We start from the raw sequence: 17548 nt of genomic DNA on the forward strand, positions 1-17548 counted from the left end.
GGGAGAGGCCGCCGATCAGAGAAGATGGTAGAAGCCATGCGTGATCCCTATGCGATCCTCGGTGTCCGGCGCAACGCCGGGCAGGACGAAATCAAGGCGGCCTGGCGTTCGCTGGCAAAGGCCGTGCATCCGGACCATAACCAGGACGACCCCACTGCCGCCGAGCGCTTTGCCGAGGCAGGCAAGGCCTATGAGCTTCTGCGCGATCCGAAGCTCAGGAGTCGCTACGACTATGCGCGCCGCGAGGCCGAGCTTCGTCGCATGGAGGCGATGAAGGCAAAGATGCGTGGCAATGTCCAGGAGGAGGCGCCCGTCGACGCGGAGACCGCCGAGGACGCCATCTCGCAGATCTTCGGCGCCGAAGCACGTGCCAAGTCGGCCCGGCCGTCGCCGAAGCCGGCGTCGACCCCATCGCCCAAGCCCGCGCCGAAACCGACAGCGGCCAAGGAGCCGGAACGCCCGGCTCAAGCTGCCGAGGCAAAGCCTGAACCTGCGGCCGATGCGCAGCCGGAAGTCGTTGCCAAGACGGATACGCCGCTCATGCAGCGCGCCGCAGCGCCCGCAGCCGAACTCGTCGCAGCCATCGTCCGGCGCATCCGCGGCCGCGCAGCAAAGACCGCCGAGAAGGTGCCCGACCTTACCATCGATCTGGCTGTCAGCATCCAGGACCTGATCAATCGCCAGCGCCTGACGGTCGAGCTTCCGGATGGCGAGAGCCTGAAGGTTCAAATTCCCCCGGGTGCCGTCGACGGGCAGACCATTCGCCTGGCGGAACAGGGTTATCGCGTCACCGGCATGAGCCGCGGCGATGTCGTCGTCACGCTTAGGGTCGATCAGAGCGGCACCTTCCGCACCCGCGGTCTTGATGTGCTTACGACCCTGCCGATCGATCTGCAGGGTGCCGTCCTCGGCTGCGAGGAGCGCATCGAGACGCCGGTTGGTCCGGTCACCGTCGTCGTGCCGGCCTGGTCCGGTTCGGACAAGATCGTCCGTCTCGCAGGCCAAGGCCTGCCCGGAACCTACGGGACCCATGGCGATCTCCTGGTGGAGCTGCGGCTGGTCCTGAAAGACACGCCGGATGAGAAGGTGACCGATCTGATGAAGTCGCAGCGCGACGGATTCTATCTGTGACGGTCGATTTGTGACAGTTCGCTGACACTTTGAACCAATATTACGGGGACTAACAGTTCCTGATCTCAGGCGCGCTTGAACCACCCTTGCCACTATGCCATAGGCAATTCTCGACAATTTGCCGCACCCGTTCGGTGGGGTGTGTATGACATTTGTGAACTTTGGCACCGGCGCCGGCCGTTGCTGGAAATAGTATTGGGGACTTACCATGGCTCAGGCATCCGGTCTGATGAAGGGCAAACGCGGCGTCATTATGGGCGTTGCAAACAACCGTTCCATCGCATGGGGCATTGCCAAGGCCATCCACGCGCAGGGTGGTGAAGTTGCGTTGACCTATCAGGGCGATGCGCTCAAGAAGCGCGTCGAGCCGCTGCTCGCCGAGATCGACGGCTTCATGGCCGGCCATTGCGACGTTAGCGACGAAGCCAGCATCGACGCCGTCTTCGATACGCTCGAAAAGCAATGGGGCAAGATCGACTTCGTGGTGCACGCGATCGGTTTCTCCGACAAGGACGAACTCACCGGCCGCTACGTCGATACCTCGCCCGAGAACTTCGCCAAGACGATGCAGATTTCGGTCTACTCGTTCACCGCGGTTGCCCGTCGTGCTGAAAAGCTGATGACCGATGGCGGCTCGATGCTGACCCTGACCTACTACGGCGCCGAAAAGGTCATGCCGAACTACAACGTCATGGGTGTGGCCAAGGCTGCGCTCGAAGCCAGCGTGAAGTACCTCGCGGTCGACCTCGGCCCGAAGAACATTCGCGTCAACGCCATCTCCGCCGGCCCGATCAAGACCCTGGCCGCCTCCGGCATCGGCGACTTCCGCTATATCCTCAAGTGGAACGAGTACAACGCGCCGCTGCGCCGCACCGTGACGATCGAGGAAGTCGGCGACGTCGGCCTCTACATGCTCTCCGACCTCTCGCGTTCGGTCACCGGTGAAGTCCACCACGCCGACAGCGGTTACCATGTCGTCGGCATGAAGGCGGTGGACGCGCCCGATATCTCCGTGCTCAAGGACTGATCGGCACGGCTTGCCGGTTCGACGGCCCCGCTGCCCGGAGACATGTTGTGCTGATCTATGTGATCCGTCACGGACAGACCGACTGGAATGCCGAAAGCCGGCTCCAGGGGCAGAAGGACATCCCGCTCAATGATTTCGGTCGCCAGCAGGCGACCGGCAATGGCGCAGCACTCGCCGGTATCCTCGGCACCGACGCCGCGCATTTCGATTTCGTCGCGAGCCCGCTTGGCCGCACGCGCGAGACCATGGAGCGCGTGAGGCTGGCGATGGGGCTCGATCCCGCCGCCTACCGTACCGACGAACGGCTGAAGGAGGTATCCTTCGGTGACTGGGAAGGGCACACGCTTCCCGAGCTCAAGCGCTCGGCGCCGCAAAGGATCGCCGAACGGCGCGCGGTGAAGTGGGACTTCATTCCGCCGGGACCTGATGCCGAGAGTTACGAAATCCTGTCCTGGCGTGTTGCCGCCTGGCTAAAGGACGTGACGAAGCCGACCGTCTGCGTCAGCCACGGCGGTGTCATCCGATCGCTTTTCAAGCTCTTTGGAGAAATGGAGGCCGAAGAGGCTGCGTCTGCGGCGATCCCGCAGGATCGCCTTCTGCGCATTTCCGGCGGTGCCATCGGCTGGATCTGACGGCCGGAACGATAACCCGCCCCAAAGCAATGCCAGGAAAAGTATGGAACGGTTTCCCGTCCGGAATTGCGTGATCTGAGGGACGGGTCGCTGCTTACTGTACGATTTCGAGGTCGTTGATGACCCGCTTGCCATCGACTTCGGTATAGAAGACCAGCACCTTCACGCCCTCCTTCAGGCCCTCGAAATTGAATTCTTCGGGTGCCTGGTAGCTCTTGCCGTCATCGAGCTGCAGGCTGAGACGTTCGGTGTCGACACCCGTAATGGTCGCTTCCACGTCGGCGCTTTCCGCAAGAGCGGACAAAGGCGAAAGCAAGCCGGCGGCGGCCATGAGCGCGGCAATGACAAAACGCATCTTTCTTGCCCTTTTCAACGATTCTGCGAACATTCTTGTCATCACCCTTGGTCCCCGATTGTGGCAAAAATTGCCTTGTAACTTGGCTTTTGGCCGTCAGGCCCCGGTTTTTTGATGGCCTGTCCGACGCCGCAAGACTGGACGGCGACATCGTTTTTTTCAAGCGGGGGAGCGTCGAAGTAGGGGAGGCGGAATATTGATTTCCCCATGAATCATAGGGTTTTCCAAGGATTTGTGACGAAAGCCAATCTTAAGGTTCGCTCGCTACCTTTGGTTGGGGATCGAGGGGAAAAGATTGAAGATCATCGACGTTCTGCGCCAGCGCATTCGGGCGGCAGCCAGATTTGCGAAACCATCGCTCATACCAGCGGCGATCGCCGGCCTCGTCGTGTTTGCCGGCGGGTACGTCTATGAGCGGCAGAATCGCGAAAACTTCCAGAGTGACCTCAGGATCGATGTCGAGAACGAACTGAACCTCATCGCCAACCGGTTGCAATCGGAGATAAACACCAACATCGCCGCGCTGAACGGATTTGCCAACAGCATCGGCGTGCACCCGGCGATGACGCCTGACGATTTTACCGTCATGGCAACGAAGCTTCTTCTCCAGAACCCGCAGATGGTGCGCGCTTCGGCTGCGCCCGCCGGTGTTGTGCGGATCGCCTTTCCGCGTGAAAGCCAGCAATGGTTCGTCGGCACCGATTTCAACAGGTTCGGCGCGACAAGGCACGCGATAGAACGCGCATCGTCGACGGTGAGACCCGTGATGATCGGCCCCATTCGCTTGCCGAGCGGCCGCAACGGCTTCGAGCTTTTCTTGCCTGTCTTTTCCAAGATCCAGGGACGGATGGAGCGCTGGGGCTATGTCGAGGCCATCATCGATGAAAGGGCGCTCTATCGCGCCGCGCGCCTCTTGGAGGCGGGCAGCGAAACGCCGGAACTGACGAAGGATCATCGCCACGTCGACGTTCACCTCGCGATCAGGGATATCTCCGAGCAGGAGCGGATCCAGGATGCGTTCTTCGGCGACGACGCGCTTTTCCGCAAGGCACCGGTGACGCGTCGGCTGGATCTGGCGGGTGGCGCTTGGGAGCTCGCAGCCATGCCGGTTGGCGAGTGGGACCAGCTTCCCGAAAACATCGATGCCATTCGCTTGGCGATCGCCGCCGCTGTCGCAATCGTGGTAATCCCGATCCTCTTGACCGGCGGGCTCTTCAACGAACGGCAGCGCAACATTGCCAAGCTGAAAGCGCGGGAAGGGGAGGTGATGACGCTCTCCCACCGGCTGAACCTCGCGCTCGACGCGTCCAAGATCGGCGTCTGGGAGATCGACGTCGAAACGCAGCAGCGCTCCTGGGACGATCGCATGTTCCACCTGCATGGGCTGGAGGTCCATCTGGAGGAACCGACCTATGAGGAGTGGCGCGCAACAGTGCATCCGGAGGACATCGGCATCGCCGCCAACGCGCTGTTCCGCAGCCTGGACGACGGCCTGGAATATCGCTCGCAATACCGGGTCGTGCTGTCTGACGGAACCTTGCGCCACATCCGCAACGTCGGATCCAGCCACCGCGGCGCCGATGGGCGCGCAAAGGTCACCGGCATCAGTTGGGACGTCACAGACGACGTTATGAAGACCGAGCGGCTGACTGCGGCCAAGGCCCAGGTCGATCAACAGAACCTCGAGCTCGAGCAGGCACTGAAAGGTCTTTACGAGCGTGAGCAGGATCTTGAACTGCTTTCACGCCGGCTCGACCTGGCACTCGATTCCTATCGATGCGGCATGTGGGAGGCGGACCTCGATAGCGGACTGACCTATTGGGACGACCGCATGCACCAGCTCTACGGCCTCGTCTACACCGATGGGACCACCAACGAGGAGACATGGCTCACCGCGCTTCATCCCGATGATCGGGCGCCGGCGCTGGACGCGGTCAACCGCGCAATCGCGGCGGACGAGACCTATGTGCACCAGGCGCGCGTGTTTCTGCCGGCTGGCGGCGTCCGCCACATCCGGTCGGTCGGCAAGCTTCATGTGGGGCCGGATGGCGCACGCAAATTCGTCGGCATGGCGCTCGACGTCACCGAAGACGTGCTGATGACCGAGCAGTTGCGGGCAGCCAAGGCGATGGCGGATGCGAAGAACGCCGAGTTGGAGCAGGCGCGGGTACGGATCGAGCACAACGCCCTGCACGATCCCCTGACCGGTCTTGGAAACCGCCGCATGCTCGACAAGGCGCTGGAGCGGCTGGCGAGGGCCGGTGATCACGAGGATATCGCCGTCCTCCATATCGATCTCGACCGTTTCAAGCAGATCAATGACACGCTCGGCCACGCAGCCGGCGACGCCATGCTGATCCACGCTTCCGAAATCCTCCGGGCAAATATCCGGCCCGGCGATATCATCGCCCGCATCGGTGGTGATGAGTTCGTGGTCGCGGTCACCGGTGCGCCGGGCGAGGCGGCGCTGGCGGCGCGCTGTGACCGGATCATCGCCGCGATGCGCCAGCCGGTCGATTACAACGGTTTTCCCTGCCGCTTCGGTGTCAGCATCGGTGTGGCGGTGGGCCGTGGCGCGGAGATCGATGCGCGCAAGCTGCTCGTTAATGCCGATATCGCGCTCTACCGGGCCAAGGAGGCGGGCCGTAATCGTTATCAGTTCTTCACCGAGGTGTTGCAGGCCGAAGTGGTGACCGCCAAGCGGATCGCCGACGAGATCCTCGAAGGCATCGAACGGGACGAGTTCGAACCCTGGTATCAGCCACAGTTCGACGCGACCACGCTTGCGCTGTGCGGGGTGGAGGCGCTGGTGCGCTGGAACCACCCGCGTGAGGGCATCCTGACGCCGGATCGTTTCCTTGGCATCGCGGAGGAATTGAATGTCATGGCGGCGCTTGATCGCCTCGTGCTGGAGAAATCGCTGATCGACCACATGCGCTGGGCGGCCGCCGGCCTCAGAGTTCCCAAGATCTCCGTCAACGTTTCGGCGAAGCGGCTTCAGGAGGATGATCTGCTGTCCTCGCTCGAAGGCTTGAGCATCGCGCCCGGCCAGATCTGTTTCGAACTGGTGGAATCGATCTTCCTCGACGAGAGCGACGACATCGTTGCCACCAACATCGAAGGTATCAAGAAACTCGGCATCGATATCGAGCTCGATGACTTCGGCACCGGTCATACCTCGATCGTCAGCCTGCTGAAGATCAAGCCGAAGCGGCTGAAGATCGATCGGCAGCTCGTCGTTCCGGTTCTGAGCGCGCGGCGGGAGCAGGCCCTGGTCCGTTCGATCATCGAGATCGCCCGCTCGCTCAACATCGAGACCGTTGCCGAAGGTGTCGAGACGATGGCACATGCGGAGATGCTCGGCATCCTCGGCTGCGACGTCCTGCAGGGCTATGCCTTCTCCCGGCCGTTGAGCGCGGAGAAGTTCCTCGCCTTTGCGACCGACCGCGGCCTGCGCCTGGCATCGTGACGAAGCGACGGCGGCAGGCGCAAAAGTCTTTCCCCGTCCCCGGCTTTCCACTAAGAGAGGGCATCCGTGTACGAAAAACGTACGGCCGTTGCTTGCTTAAGGTCCGGTAGCCTTCATGTCGCATAACACTTTCGGTCACCTCTTCCGCGTCACCACCTGGGGCGAAAGCCACGGCCCGGCGCTTGGCTGCGTGGTGGATGGTTGCCCGCCCGGCGTCCGTTTCACGCTCGCCGAACTTCAGGCCTGGCTCGACAAGCGCAAGCCCGGGCAGTCGCGTTTCGTGACGCAGCGCCGCGAGGATGATCTCGTCAAGGTGCTCTCCGGCGTGATGTTCGACGAGGACGGCGAGACGATGATCTCGACCGGGACGCCGATCTCCATGCTGATCGAGAACACCGACCAGCGTTCGAAGGACTATTCCGAGATCGCCAAGCGTTACCGTCCTGGCCACGCCGACTACACCTATGATCTGAAATACGGCATCCGCGACTATCGCGGCGGCGGCCGTTCCTCGGCGCGCGAGACCGCGGCGCGCGTTGCCGCCGGCGGCATCGCCCGCAAGGTCGTTCCGGGGCTCGTCGTGCGCGGCGCCCTCGTCCAGATCGGCAAACACAAGATCAACCGGGCCAACTGGGATTGGGCCGAGGTGGGCAACAACCCCTTCTTCGCGCCGGATCCGGAGATCGTGCCGGTTTGGGAGGAATATCTCGACGGCATCCGCAAGGCCGGCTCCTCGATCGGCGCCGTCGTCGAAGTGGTCGCCGAGGGCGTGCCCGCCGGCATCGGCGCGCCGATCTATGCCAAGCTCGATCAGGACATTGCCTCCAACCTGATGTCGATCAACGCCGTCAAAGGCGTCGAGATCGGCAACGGCTTCGGTGCGGCCGAGATCACCGGTGAGGAGAACGCCGACGAGATGCGCATCGGCGCCGACGGCAAGCCGGTCTTCCTCTCCAATCATGCCGGCGGTATTCTCGGCGGCATCGCCACCGGCGAACCCGTGATCGCGCGTTTTGCCATCAAGCCGACGTCGTCGATCCTCACCGAGCGCCGCTCGGTCGACAGCGATGGCAAGGAAGTCGATGTCCGCACCAAGGGCCGCCACGACCCCTGCGTCGGCATCCGCGCCGTGCCGATCGGCGAGGCGATGCTTGCCTGCACGATCGCCGATCACTACCTGCGTGACCGCGGCCAGACCGGCCGGCTTACTGCATAATTCCTTAAATCGGAATCGATTTAAGGACAAAATTATGCAGCAACTTAAAGTGTTACAGCGACCTTTGCTCGTCTACGAGACGCGCGGCGCTGTAAGTAATTCGCCCTCTATTTCGGGAAGAGCACCATGTCCTATGACCAGAAGCGTGTCGTCGACGCCATCCGCGCCTTCGAGGCCGGCGAAATCGTTGTCGTGACCGATGATGACGGCCGCGAGAACGAGGGCGATTTGATCGTCGCCGCGGTGCATTGCACGCCGGAGAAGATGGCCTTCATCGTGCGCCACACGTCGGGCATCGTCTGCACGCCGATGCCGCGCGAGGAGGCGAAACGCCTCAACCTCAATGCCATGGTTGCTGAAAACGATTCTGCCCATACGACGGCCTTCACCGTCTCGGTCGATTTCAAGCACGGCACCACGACCGGCATTTCCGCCGATGACCGTACGTTGACGGTGCGCAACCTCGCCAACCCCAATGTCGGGCCGACGGACTTCGTTCGCCCGGGCCACATCTTCCCGTTGGTCGCCCGCGAAGGCGGCGTTCTCATGCGCTCCGGTCACACGGAAGCCGCCGTCGACCTCTGCAAGCTCGCAAGCCTGCCGCCGATCGGCGTCATCTGCGAACTCGTCAACGATGACGGCACCGTCATGCGCGGACCGCAGGTCGCGAGCTTTGCCGAGACCCATGGGCTGAAACAGGTTTCGGTCGCCGACCTCATCGCCTACCGCCAGCGCAAGGAAACCCTGATCGAGCAGGGCGGATCCTTCGATATCGAAACGCCCTACGGTGCGGCCAAGGGGCATTCCTATTCGCTGCCCTGGGATCCGATGCAGCATCTCGCCGTCGTCTTCGGCGATATTCGCGATGGCGTTGACATTCCGGTCCGCCTGCATCTCGAAAATGTTGGCGCCGACGTGTTCGGCAAGGACTGCCAGATCGATCGCATCATGAAGCGCATGGCCGACGAGGGCAGGGGGGTCATCGTCTACCTGCGCGAAGGATCGGTCGGCGTCGGCGTGTCGCAAACGGCCCGCAAGGGCAAACACGATCGTGAAGCACATGACGAGGCGCAGGCGCGCGAGAACGAATGGCTGGAAATCGGCCTCGGCGCCCAGATCCTGAAAGATCTCGGCATCAGCTCTATCCGCCTTCTTGCCTCGCGGGAGCGCCACTATGTCGGCCTCGAAGGCTTCGGCATCAAGATCACCGGAACCGACATCATCTAAAGCTTGACGTCTCTGAATACGACAAAGCCCGGATCGTCGATCCGGGCTTTGTCGTTTGTGCCGGCGGCTGCCAATAAAAAAGCCGCGCTCGAAGCGCGGCCCTGTGTCTTGTTTGTGTGGGGTCCGGCGACCGGTCAGGGCAACGCGTCGTAGCCTTCGCCGAAGCCCTTGAGATCGACCGGGATGCCGATGCCTTCTTCCGGCGACTGGAAGACGATGAAGGTCGCCTTCGCGCCGGAGCGGAAGGTCTTCAGCAATTCATCTTCAAGCACGACTTCCGCATAGCAGCCGTCGGAGAAGCAGCGCACGAAGTAGGCGCGGCCGATATCCTTGCCGTCGACGTTGAGGCCGAGGCCGTTTGGCAGCAGCACGCCGAGCGGAGCGAGCACGCGCAGGATCTTCGCCTTGCGGTCCGCCGTCTTCAGCACGACCACCGACAGGCCGACTTCCGGCCGGTCCTCGGCAATGACGTTCTGCATCAGCGCGCACTGGTCGGTGGATGCGCCTGCCGGCTGATCGCAAACGATCGACCACGCGCCGTGGTTGGACTTGACCGTGCCGGGTGTTCCGGCGGGCTGCTGGGCCAGGCTCTGAGCGGGGAGAGCGAGAACGGCAAGGCCGAAGGCGGCGAAGGCCGACAGTCGCGAAAAGAGGGGCAGGCCCATGTAAACCTCAAAACGTCGAATCATCAGGGCTATTCTTGAAGCGCGCGGGAATAAATGAAAAGCCCTGCGGGGCACATTCCAGCGTCATATGGCGGAAATTGGGCGGGTTAACGCCCTATCCTGTGTGTTGCCGCGCGAACCGCGTGCGATCGCGCCTTTAGGGGCGCGGAAGACGTCATATAAGTCGATTCGTGACGGCTTCTAAGGGGTGCCTGTGTGAAAAGATGCGTTTGTGCAAAAATGCCGCATGGGGTTGATTGGTCAGATGTTGCGGCATCGGACAAACTGTGGTTTGAAGCGCAGCAGTATCGCAGGGATTCTGCGTTCCGGTTTGATCCTGATCAAGCGCATTGGGGAGACATATTGTGAAAAACAAGGCTTATGCAGTTCTGGCAGCGCTTGCCTGTCTGCTTTTTGCTTCGAGCGCCTTTGCTGACAAGCCTGTCGATTGGCAGACGAACTTTCAGTCGGCCGCTACGGGCATCATGGAAGAAATCACGTGGTTTGAACATTATACCCTGTGGTTCATCATTCCGATCACCCTCTTCGTTCTCCTCCTGCTGATCATCGTCGTGGTCAAGTTCCGCGAGAGTGCTAACCCGGTTCCCTCCAAGACCAGCCACAACACCGCCATCGAAGTCGTCTGGACCGTCGGTCCGGTCATCGTGCTTCTTTTCCTCGCCATTCCGTCCTTCCAGCTCCTGACCGCGCAGCTCACGCCGCCGGCCAATCCGGACCTGACGGTCAAGGCGACCGGCAACCAGTGGTACTGGTCCTATGAATATGAAGTCGGCGAAAGCCCGCTCTCCTTCGACAGCCTGCTGGTGAAGGATGAAGATCGCGCCGCCCTCGGCAAGGAAGACAAGAAGGAATATCCGCGCCTGCTCGCCGTCGACAACGAAGTTGTCATTCCGGTCGGCAAGACGGTTCGTGTCCTCGTCACCGCCGCCGACGTGATCCATGCCTTCGCAATGCCTGCCTTCGGCGTGAAGATCGATGCCGTTCCCGGCCGCCTGAACGAAACCTGGTTCAAGGCTGACCGCGAAGGTCTGTACTACGGCCAGTGTTCCGAGCTCTGCGGCAAGGATCACGCCTATATGCCGATCGCGATCCGCGTTGTTTCGCAGGAAAAATACGACACCTGGCTCGCAGCCGCCGCTACCAATCTCGGCGATGCGAACAAGGCGCTCATGGCGTCCATCGATGCGGCCAAGACCGTCGACGTCGCCGCAAACGCCGCACAGTAATCGGAAGGGGAGCTCGACCCATGGCTGGAACAGCCGTTCATCACGATCAACGCCATGATCACTCCGATCATGGCCACGCAGACCATGCGCATAAGCCTCTGAGCTTCTTTCAGCGCTGGTTCCTGTCGACCAACCACAAGGACATCGGCACGCTGTACCTGATCTTCGCGATTTTCGCGGGCATCATCGGCGGCACGCTCTCGGTGTTCATGCGCGCCGAACTGCAGGAGCCGGGCATCCAGATCTTCCACGGTCTGGCGCAGATGGTCTACGGCTTCGAGGGTGATGCTGCCATCGACGGCGGCAAGCACATGTTCAACGTGTTCACGACCGCGCACGCGCTCATCATGATCTTCTTCATGGTCATGCCCGCGCTGATCGGCGGCTTCGCCAACTGGATGGTTCCGATCATGATCGGTGCGCCGGACATGGCGTTCCCGCGCATGAACAACATCTCCTTCTGGCTGATCATCCCGGCCTTCCTGCTGGTGCTCCTGTCGATGTTCGTCGCGGGACCGGCCGGTGCCTATGGTGCAGGCGGCGGGTGGACGATCTATCCGCCATTCTCGACATCGGGTATGCCCGGGCCGGCCATGGATTTCGTGATCCTCGGCCTGCACATCGCCGGCGCATCCTCGATCCTCGGTGCGATCAACTTCATCACCACGATCCTGAACATGCGCGCTCCGGGCATGACGCTGCACAAGATGCCGCTCTTTGCCTGGTCGGTTCTGATCACCGCCTTCCTGCTGCTGCTCTCGCTGCCGGTTCTGGCAGGCGGCATCACCATGCTGCTCACCGACCGCAACTTCGGCACGGCCTTCTTCGCGCCTGAAGGCGGCGGCGACCCGATCCTGTTCCAGCACCTGTTCTGGTTCTTCGGTCACCCGGAAGTGTACATCCTGATCCTGCCGGGCTTCGGCATCGTCAGCCACATCGTCTCCACCTTCTCGCGCAAGCCGATCTTCGGCTACCTCGGTATGGCCTACGCCATGGTCGCGATCGGCGCCGTCGGCTTCATCGTGTGGGCGCACCACATGTATACCGTCGGCATGTCGCTCGACACGCAGCGCTACTTCGTCTTCGCGACGATGGTTATCGCTGTTCCGACCGGCGTTAAGATCTTCTCGTGGATCGCGACGATGTGGGGTGGTTCGATCCGCTTCACGACCCCGATGGTCTGGGCGATCGGCTTCATCTTCCTGTTCACCGTCGGTGGCGTCACGGGCGTTCAGCTCGCCAACGCCGGCCTCGACCGTTCGCTGCACGACACCTACTACGTGGTTGCTCACTTCCACTACGTTCTGTCGCTCGGCGCCGTCTTCGCGATCTTCGCGGCCTGGTACTACTGGTTCCCGAAGATGACCGGCTACATGTACTCCGAGCTCGTCGGCAAGCTGCACTTCTGGGTCATGTTCATTGGCGTGAACCTGATCTTCTTCCCGCAGCACTTCCTCGGCCTCGCCGGCATGCCGCGCCGCTACATCGACTATCCGGATGCCTATGCCGGCTGGAACATGGTTTCGTCCTACGGCTCCTACATCGCAGCCGTCGGCGTGCTGATCTTCCTCTTCGGCGTCTTCGAAGCCTTCGCCAAGAAGCGCGTCGCAGGCGACAACCCGTGGGGCGAGGGCGCGAACACTCTGGAATGGCAGCTGTCGTCGCCGCCGCCGTTCCACCAGTGGGAGCAGCTCCCGCGCATCAAGTGACGGGCAACGAACAGAAGCCGCCGGTTCCGGCGGCTTCACCCCGCCGGGAAACCGGCGACACAAGGCCATTGCGGCCGGGACTTGCACAGGGACACGACATGACGGTCATCGACAATCACGAAGCAGTCGGCATGGAAGGCGTTGCGCGCCTGTCCGAAGCCTCTGCGCGCGATTATTTCGAGCTTCTGAAGCCGCGTGTCATGTCCCTCGTCGTCTTTACGGCACTCGCCGGGCTGGTGCTCGCGCCGGGCCACATCAATCCCTTCATCGGCTTCATCGCTATTCTCTGCATCGCCGTCGGCGCCGGCGCCTCCGGTGCGCTGAACATGTGGTATGACGCCGATATCGACGCAGTCATGAGCCGTACCGCCAAGCGCCCGATCCCGGCAGGCAAGATCCTGCCGCAGGAAGCGCTGGCTTTCGGTCTGACGCTCTCCGCCTTTTCCGTGATCATCCTCGGGCTCGCCGTCAATTGGCTCGCAGCCGGGTTGCTCGCCTTCACCATATTCTTCTACGTGGTCATCTACACGATGTGGCTGAAGCGCTCGACGCCGCAGAACATCGTCATCGGCGGTGCGGCCGGTGCTTTCCCGCCGATGATCGGCTGGGCCTGTGTCACCGGCGCCGTCTCGATCGAAAGCATCGTTCTCTTCCTGATTACCTTCCTGTGGACGCCAGCCCACTTCTGGGCGCTTGCCCTCTTCAAGATGGGCGACTATGGCGCCGTCGGCGTGCCGATGATGCCGAATGTCTGCGGCCAGGCGACCACCAAGAAGCAGATCGTCATCTATGCCGTGCTGACCGCGCTGATCGGTATCTGTCCCACCTTGCTCGGTTTCGCGAGCATCGGTTACGGCCTCGTGGCAGCGGCACTCGGTCTCGGCTTCATCTGGTATTCGATCGGCGTGCTGCGCATGCCGGAAGCGGATGAGCGCATGCTGCCCGCCAAGAAGCTGTTTGCCTTCTCGATCATGTATCTGTTCGTGATCTTCTCCGCCCTGATGGCGGATCACCTGATCGTCAATATCTGGCTGCACGCCGGGAGTATTGCCTGATGGAAACCGTCAAGCTCACTGATGCCCAGAAGAAATCGCGCCGCGGTCGCAACATCGCGCTCGGCTTCGTCCTCTTCGGGCTTGTCGTCCTGTTCTACATCGTCACGCTGATCAAGTTCGGCAACGGCATGGTCAACTGAGGCGGGATGGCATGACGAGTTCATCGGAAACCACGCCCAAACAGCGCTCGAACCGCGTCGTCGTCGGCACTTGCCTTGCCTTCGTCGCCGGCATGGTCGGCATGGCCTATGCCGCCGTGCCGCTCTACGACATGTTCTGCCGCGTCACCGGCTATAACGGTACGACGCAGCGCGTCGAGCAGGCTTCGGACGTAATCCTGGACGAGAAGGTGAGGGTCACCTTCGACGCGAACACCTCGGGCGGTCTGCCCTGGGAGTTCAAGCCGGTCCAGCGCGACATCGATATCCGCATCGGTGAAACCGTGCAGGTGATGTACCGGGCGAAGAACCTGTCGTCGAAGCCGACGACGGGCCAGGCGACCTTCAACGTCACGCCGATGCAGGCCGGTGCCTATTTCAACAAGGTACAGTGCTTCTGCTTCACCGAGACGACGCTGCAGCCGGGAGAGGAGATGGAGATGCCGGTGGTATTCTTCGTCGATCCGGAGATCGTCAAGGCGGTGGAGACCAAGGACATCAAGACGTTGACGCTTTCCTACACCTTCTACCCACGCGAACCGTCGAAACCGGTGGCGCAGGTGAAGACGCAAGAGAACAAACTTTGACTGGAGGTCCTTTTCGGCTATGCCGGAAGGGCGACAAGAGAGAGACATTTCGGGGATTACTGACATGGCCGGTGCGCATCAGAAGAATCACGACTACCACATCATCGACCCGAGCCCCTGGCCGTTGCTTGCATCGATCGGCGCCTTCGTCATGGCGTTCGGCGGCATCTGCTACATGCGCTACCTCGCGGGCAGCTCGCTGAAGATCTTCGGCCTCGAGCTCGCCAACGTCTGGATCCTGCTCGCCGGTCTCATCATCGTTCTTTACACCATGTTCGGCTGGTGGTCGGACACGGTGAAGGAAGCGCATGAGGGCCACCACACCCGCGTCGTGTCGCTGCACCTGCGCTACGGCATGATCATGTTCATCGCTTCGGAAGTGATGTTCTTCGTGGCCTGGTTCTGGGCCTTCTTCGATGCGAGCCTGTTCCCGGGCGAAGCCATCCAGGCAACCCGCGCCACCTTCACCGGCGGCGTCTGGCCGCCGAAGGGCATCGAAGTGCTCGATCCGTGGCACCTGCCGCTCTACAACACCGTCATCCTGCTGCTTTCGGGCACGACGGTCACCTGGGCACATCACGCGCTCCTGCACAACGACCGCAAGGGCCTGATCTCGGGCCTGATGCTGACGGTCGCGCTCGGCGTGCTGTTCTCCTTCGTTCAGGGCTACGAATACGCCCACGCTCCGTTCGCCTTCAAGGACTCGATCTACGGCGCGACCTTCTTCATGGCGACCGGCTTCCACGGCTTCCACGTTCTGGTCGGCACGATCTTCCTGCTCGTCTGCCTCATCCGTGCCCTGCGCGGCGATTTCACGCCCAAGCAGCACTTCGGCTTCGAAGCGGCTGCCTGGTACTGGCACTTCGTTGACGTCGTCTGGCTCTTCCTCTTCTTCTCCATCTACATCTGGGGCAGCTGGGGTGCGCCGATCGCTCACGGCTGATAGCGCGAGCATCTCGATCTTTATGAACAGGGCGGTTGCAGCCATGCAGCCGCCTTGTTCTTTTGGTGGCTTGTGATGATGGCAACGCGACGGGGGTGCGAAATGCGGGTTGCGTCGATCATGGTCATGGCGGTGCTGGCCGGCTCCGTCTCGGCTGCGGCGGCCGACGTTGCGGATAGGGTCGTCGTCCACAAGGAACGGCGGCTCTTGCAGCTCTTCCACGGTGGCCAGTTGATCCGCGAATATGCGGTCGCGCTCGGCGGAAACCCCGTTGGTCACAAGCGGCAGGAAGGCGACGAGAGGACGCCGGAAGGGCTCTATCTCCTCGATTGGCGCAATCCGGGAAGCGGCTACTACAAGTCCATCCACGTCTCCTATCCGGCACCGGAAGATACCAAGGCCGCGGTCGCAAATGGGGTCGATCCCGGCGGCATGATCATGATCCATGGCCAGCCCAATTATTTCGGTTGGCTGGCGTTTTTGACGCAGCGCTTCGATTGGACGAATGGCTGCATTGCCGTTACCAATGCCGAAATGGAAGAAATCTGGACGATGGTCCCCAACAACACACCGATCGAGATCAAGCCGTGAGCGAAGACAAGGCACATTTCCCGCCGGTGGACCCGGTGATGACAGGGATCAAGGGGCTTTGCCCGCGATGCGGCCAGGGCAGGCTGTTCGACGGCTTCCTCAAGGTCAAACCGGCCTGCACAAGCTGCGACCTGGACTATCGCTTTGCCGATGCCGGCGATGGCCCGGTGGTCTTCGTCATCCTGATCGTCGGCTTCGTCGTCGTTGGCGCGGCGCTTTGGGCGGAGGTCAACTTCAACCCACCGCTGTGGCTGCATTTCCTGTTGTGGATCCCGCTCGCGACCATCCTCAGCCTCGCGCTGACACGCATGCTGAAGGGCGTCCTGATCAACCTGCAGTACCGCAACAATGCGCGCCCGGGCGAAATCGACCGTGGCTGAGATCGAAGTCAAGAAGCGCGGCCTCCTCGGACGCCTCGGCGCCTTCCTATTGCTCGCCGTCGCCTTCGCCATCCTTATCTCGCTCGGCACCTGGCAGATGCAGCGGCTGCACTGGAAGGAAGGCCTGCTGACCGCGATCCAGGAGCGTCGGTCGGCGCCTCCGGTGTCGCTTGGCGACATCGAGAAGATGCTCGCAGATGGGGTGGACATCGATTACCGCACCGTCACGGTTACAGGCACCTTCGATCACAGCAAGGAGCGGCATTTCTTCGCGACCTTTAACGGCCGCACCGGCTATTACGTCTTCACGCCACTGACGCTCGACGATGGCCGCGTGCTCTTCGTCAATCGCGGCTTCGTGCCCTTCGAACAGAAAGAATCGTCGACCCGTCTCGCGGGCGAGCTTCCGGCCTTCGTAGGTGTCCACGGTCTTGCAAGACCGAAGCTCACCGAAAAGCCGTCGTCGCTCGTTCCGGACAATGATCTCGCCAAGAACATCTTCTACTGGAAGGATCTCGACACGATGGCGTCGTCGGTCGGGCTTCCGGCCGACAAGGTGCTGCCGCTGTTCGTCGATGCCGATGCGACACTCAACCCTGGCGGTCTGCCGATCGGCGGCGTTACCCAGTTCGACCTGCCCAACAACCATCTGCAATACGCCCTGACTTGGTATGGGCTGGCGGCAGCTTTGGTGCTGGTCAGCGGCATTTACGTGGCGCGCCGCGGGCGATAGCCCGGACGGCGCCGCCGTGCTAACCCTGCTGAAGGGATCGACAGCGGGGAACAAGGATGGCGATTATCGCGAACACTCTGATTGCGTTGACGGGTTTGCTGCATGTCGGCTTTCTCGTGCTCGAGATGTTCCTGTGGACAGGACCTCGGGGGAGGGCTGTCTTCCGCATGACACCGGAGCAAGCGGAGACAACACGCGTCCTTGCGGCGAACCAGGGTCTCTACAATGGTTTTCTCGCGGCCGGCCTGTTCTGGTCGTTGATCCAGTCGGAACCGTCCTTTGCCTTCGAGCTGAAGGTGTTCTTCCTTGTGTGCGTGATCGTTGCCGCTATATATGGCGCGTGGTCGGTCAAGCCGCGCATCCTCTTAATCCAGGGCGGCCCGGCGATCGCAGCGCTTGTTTTCCTTCTATTGGCATTCTGAT

18 protein-coding genes are annotated in these 17548 nt (G+C 61.8%); 16 read left to right on the forward strand and 2 right to left on the reverse strand.

What is annotated here, in order from left to right; all coding sequences use genetic code 11:
* The first annotated feature begins 24 nt into the window (after positions 1-24).
* The 3 genes from AC3WWH_RS04320 (at position 25) to AC3WWH_RS04330 (ending at position 2790) form a co-directional block, all read left to right on the forward strand.
* Positions 25-1131, forward strand: a complete 1107-nt coding sequence (locus tag AC3WWH_RS04320; RefSeq protein ID WP_058320386.1) for a DnaJ C-terminal domain-containing protein — start codon at positions 25-27, stop codon at positions 1129-1131.
* Positions 1132-1339: 208 nt separating this feature from the next.
* A complete protein-coding gene (gene fabI, locus AC3WWH_RS04325) occupies positions 1340-2158 on the forward strand; it encodes an enoyl-ACP reductase FabI (protein WP_057250703.1) in 819 nt (272 codons plus the stop codon).
* Positions 2159-2205: 47 nt separating this feature from the next.
* Complete coding sequence (locus AC3WWH_RS04330) at positions 2206-2790, forward strand: histidine phosphatase family protein (protein ID WP_058320385.1); 585 nt, start codon at positions 2206-2208, stop codon at positions 2788-2790.
* 94 nt (positions 2791-2884) lie between these two features.
* On the opposite strand, the gene AC3WWH_RS04335 is transcribed toward AC3WWH_RS04330, so the two are convergent.
* On the reverse strand, positions 2885-3145 hold the full coding sequence (locus tag AC3WWH_RS04335) for a DUF1344 domain-containing protein (protein ID WP_057250698.1): 261 nt from the start codon (positions 3143-3145) through the stop codon (positions 2885-2887).
* Between the two features lie 295 nt (positions 3146-3440).
* Here AC3WWH_RS04335 and AC3WWH_RS04340 point away from each other — a divergent pair, with 295 nt between their 5' ends.
* The 3 genes from AC3WWH_RS04340 (at position 3441) to ribB (ending at position 9057) form a co-directional block, all read left to right on the forward strand.
* Positions 3441-6614, forward strand: a complete 3174-nt coding sequence (locus AC3WWH_RS04340; RefSeq protein WP_063891416.1) for a bifunctional diguanylate cyclase/phosphodiesterase — start codon at positions 3441-3443, stop codon at positions 6612-6614.
* A gap of 115 nt (positions 6615-6729) precedes the next feature.
* The gene (aroC, locus tag AC3WWH_RS04345) at positions 6730-7830 is read left to right on the forward strand and encodes a chorismate synthase (protein WP_058320384.1); all 1101 of its coding nucleotides are present in this window, start codon (positions 6730-6732) and stop codon (positions 7828-7830) included.
* Positions 7831-7956: 126 nt separating this feature from the next.
* Positions 7957-9057: a 3,4-dihydroxy-2-butanone-4-phosphate synthase gene (gene ribB / locus AC3WWH_RS04350; protein WP_058320383.1), complete on the forward strand. Its 1101-nt coding sequence runs from the start codon at positions 7957-7959 to the stop codon at positions 9055-9057.
* A 134-nt stretch (positions 9058-9191) separates the two neighbouring features.
* Here the strand turns inward: ribB and AC3WWH_RS04355 are convergent, their stop codons facing one another.
* A complete protein-coding gene (locus AC3WWH_RS04355; RefSeq protein WP_492376896.1) occupies positions 9192-9746 on the reverse strand; it encodes an invasion associated locus B family protein in 555 nt (184 codons plus the stop codon).
* A gap of 341 nt (positions 9747-10087) precedes the next feature.
* On the opposite strand from AC3WWH_RS04355, the gene coxB reads away from it, so the two are divergent.
* The 10 genes from coxB to AC3WWH_RS04405 all read left to right on the forward strand — a co-directional run bounded on the left by coxB (position 10088) and on the right by AC3WWH_RS04405 (position 17547).
* On the forward strand, positions 10088-10969 hold the full coding sequence (coxB, locus tag AC3WWH_RS04360) for a cytochrome c oxidase subunit II (RefSeq protein WP_057250688.1): 882 nt from the start codon (positions 10088-10090) through the stop codon (positions 10967-10969).
* Positions 10970-10989: 20 nt separating this feature from the next.
* A complete protein-coding gene (gene ctaD, locus AC3WWH_RS04365; RefSeq protein WP_492376897.1) occupies positions 10990-12678 on the forward strand; it encodes a cytochrome c oxidase subunit I in 1689 nt (562 codons plus the stop codon).
* A 98-nt stretch (positions 12679-12776) separates the two neighbouring features.
* Positions 12777-13733, forward strand: coding sequence for a heme o synthase (locus AC3WWH_RS04370; protein ID WP_058320526.1), 957 nt, complete (start codon positions 12777-12779; stop codon positions 13731-13733).
* Complete coding sequence (locus tag AC3WWH_RS04375) at positions 13733-13873, forward strand: cytochrome c oxidase system small membrane protein (RefSeq protein WP_043619862.1); 141 nt, start codon at positions 13733-13735, stop codon at positions 13871-13873. Before AC3WWH_RS04370 ends, AC3WWH_RS04375 begins: the two co-directional genes overlap by 1 nt.
* An 11-nt stretch (positions 13874-13884) precedes the next feature.
* Complete coding sequence (locus AC3WWH_RS04380) at positions 13885-14478, forward strand: cytochrome c oxidase assembly protein (RefSeq protein ID WP_058320381.1); 594 nt, start codon at positions 13885-13887, stop codon at positions 14476-14478.
* 64 nt (positions 14479-14542) lie between these two features.
* A complete protein-coding gene (locus AC3WWH_RS04385) occupies positions 14543-15421 on the forward strand; it encodes a cytochrome c oxidase subunit 3 (protein WP_057250682.1) in 879 nt (292 codons plus the stop codon).
* Positions 15422-15523: 102 nt separating this feature from the next.
* Positions 15524-16012 (forward strand): L,D-transpeptidase family protein, encoded by a 489-nt coding sequence (locus AC3WWH_RS04390; protein WP_057250679.1) that lies wholly within the window; start codon positions 15524-15526, stop codon positions 16010-16012.
* Positions 16009-16392 (forward strand): DUF983 domain-containing protein, encoded by a 384-nt coding sequence (locus AC3WWH_RS04395; protein ID WP_058320380.1) that lies wholly within the window; start codon positions 16009-16011, stop codon positions 16390-16392. Before AC3WWH_RS04390 ends, AC3WWH_RS04395 begins: the two co-directional genes overlap by 4 nt.
* On the forward strand, positions 16361-17125 hold the full coding sequence (locus AC3WWH_RS04400) for an SURF1 family protein (protein WP_057250675.1): 765 nt from the start codon (positions 16361-16363) through the stop codon (positions 17123-17125). Before AC3WWH_RS04395 ends, AC3WWH_RS04400 begins: the two co-directional genes overlap by 32 nt.
* A gap of 56 nt (positions 17126-17181) precedes the next feature.
* Complete coding sequence (locus AC3WWH_RS04405) at positions 17182-17547, forward strand: DUF1304 domain-containing protein (RefSeq protein ID WP_058320379.1); 366 nt, start codon at positions 17182-17184, stop codon at positions 17545-17547.
* Position 17548 lies beyond the last annotated feature (1 nt).

The sequence above is a fragment of the Ensifer sp. EB106-03-01-XG145 genome, assembly GCF_058792075.1.

Excerpts from the sequence above, each read along its gene's own strand:
- ctaD (WP_492376897.1), top strand. The coding sequence starts at position 10,990 with ATGGCTGGAACAGCCGTTCATCACGATCAACGCCATGATCACTCCGAT.
- aroC (WP_058320384.1), top strand. The coding sequence starts at position 6,730 with ATGTCGCATAACACTTTCGGTCACCTCTTCCGCGTCACCACCTGGGGC.
- AC3WWH_RS04370 (WP_058320526.1), top strand. The coding sequence starts at position 12,777 with ATGACGGTCATCGACAATCACGAAGCAGTCGGCATGGAAGGCGTTGCG.
- ribB (WP_058320383.1), top strand. The coding sequence starts at position 7,957 with ATGTCCTATGACCAGAAGCGTGTCGTCGACGCCATCCGCGCCTTCGAG.
- AC3WWH_RS04405 (WP_058320379.1), top strand. The coding sequence starts at position 17,182 with ATGGCGATTATCGCGAACACTCTGATTGCGTTGACGGGTTTGCTGCAT.
- AC3WWH_RS04320 (WP_058320386.1), top strand. The coding sequence starts at position 25 with ATGGTAGAAGCCATGCGTGATCCCTATGCGATCCTCGGTGTCCGGCGC.
- AC3WWH_RS04385 (WP_057250682.1), top strand. The coding sequence starts at position 14,543 with ATGGCCGGTGCGCATCAGAAGAATCACGACTACCACATCATCGACCCG.
- fabI (WP_057250703.1), top strand. The coding sequence starts at position 1,340 with ATGGCTCAGGCATCCGGTCTGATGAAGGGCAAACGCGGCGTCATTATG.
- AC3WWH_RS04400 (WP_057250675.1), top strand. The coding sequence starts at position 16,361 with ATGCGCGCCCGGGCGAAATCGACCGTGGCTGAGATCGAAGTCAAGAAG.
- AC3WWH_RS04390 (WP_057250679.1), top strand. The coding sequence starts at position 15,524 with ATGCGGGTTGCGTCGATCATGGTCATGGCGGTGCTGGCCGGCTCCGTC.
- AC3WWH_RS04380 (WP_058320381.1), top strand. The coding sequence starts at position 13,885 with ATGACGAGTTCATCGGAAACCACGCCCAAACAGCGCTCGAACCGCGTC.
- AC3WWH_RS04335 (WP_057250698.1), bottom strand. The coding sequence starts at position 3,145 with ATGCGTTTTGTCATTGCCGCGCTCATGGCCGCCGCCGGCTTGCTTTCG.
- AC3WWH_RS04375 (WP_043619862.1), top strand. The coding sequence starts at position 13,733 with ATGGAAACCGTCAAGCTCACTGATGCCCAGAAGAAATCGCGCCGCGGT.
- AC3WWH_RS04355 (WP_492376896.1), bottom strand. The coding sequence starts at position 9,746 with ATGATTCGACGTTTTGAGGTTTACATGGGCCTGCCCCTCTTTTCGCGA.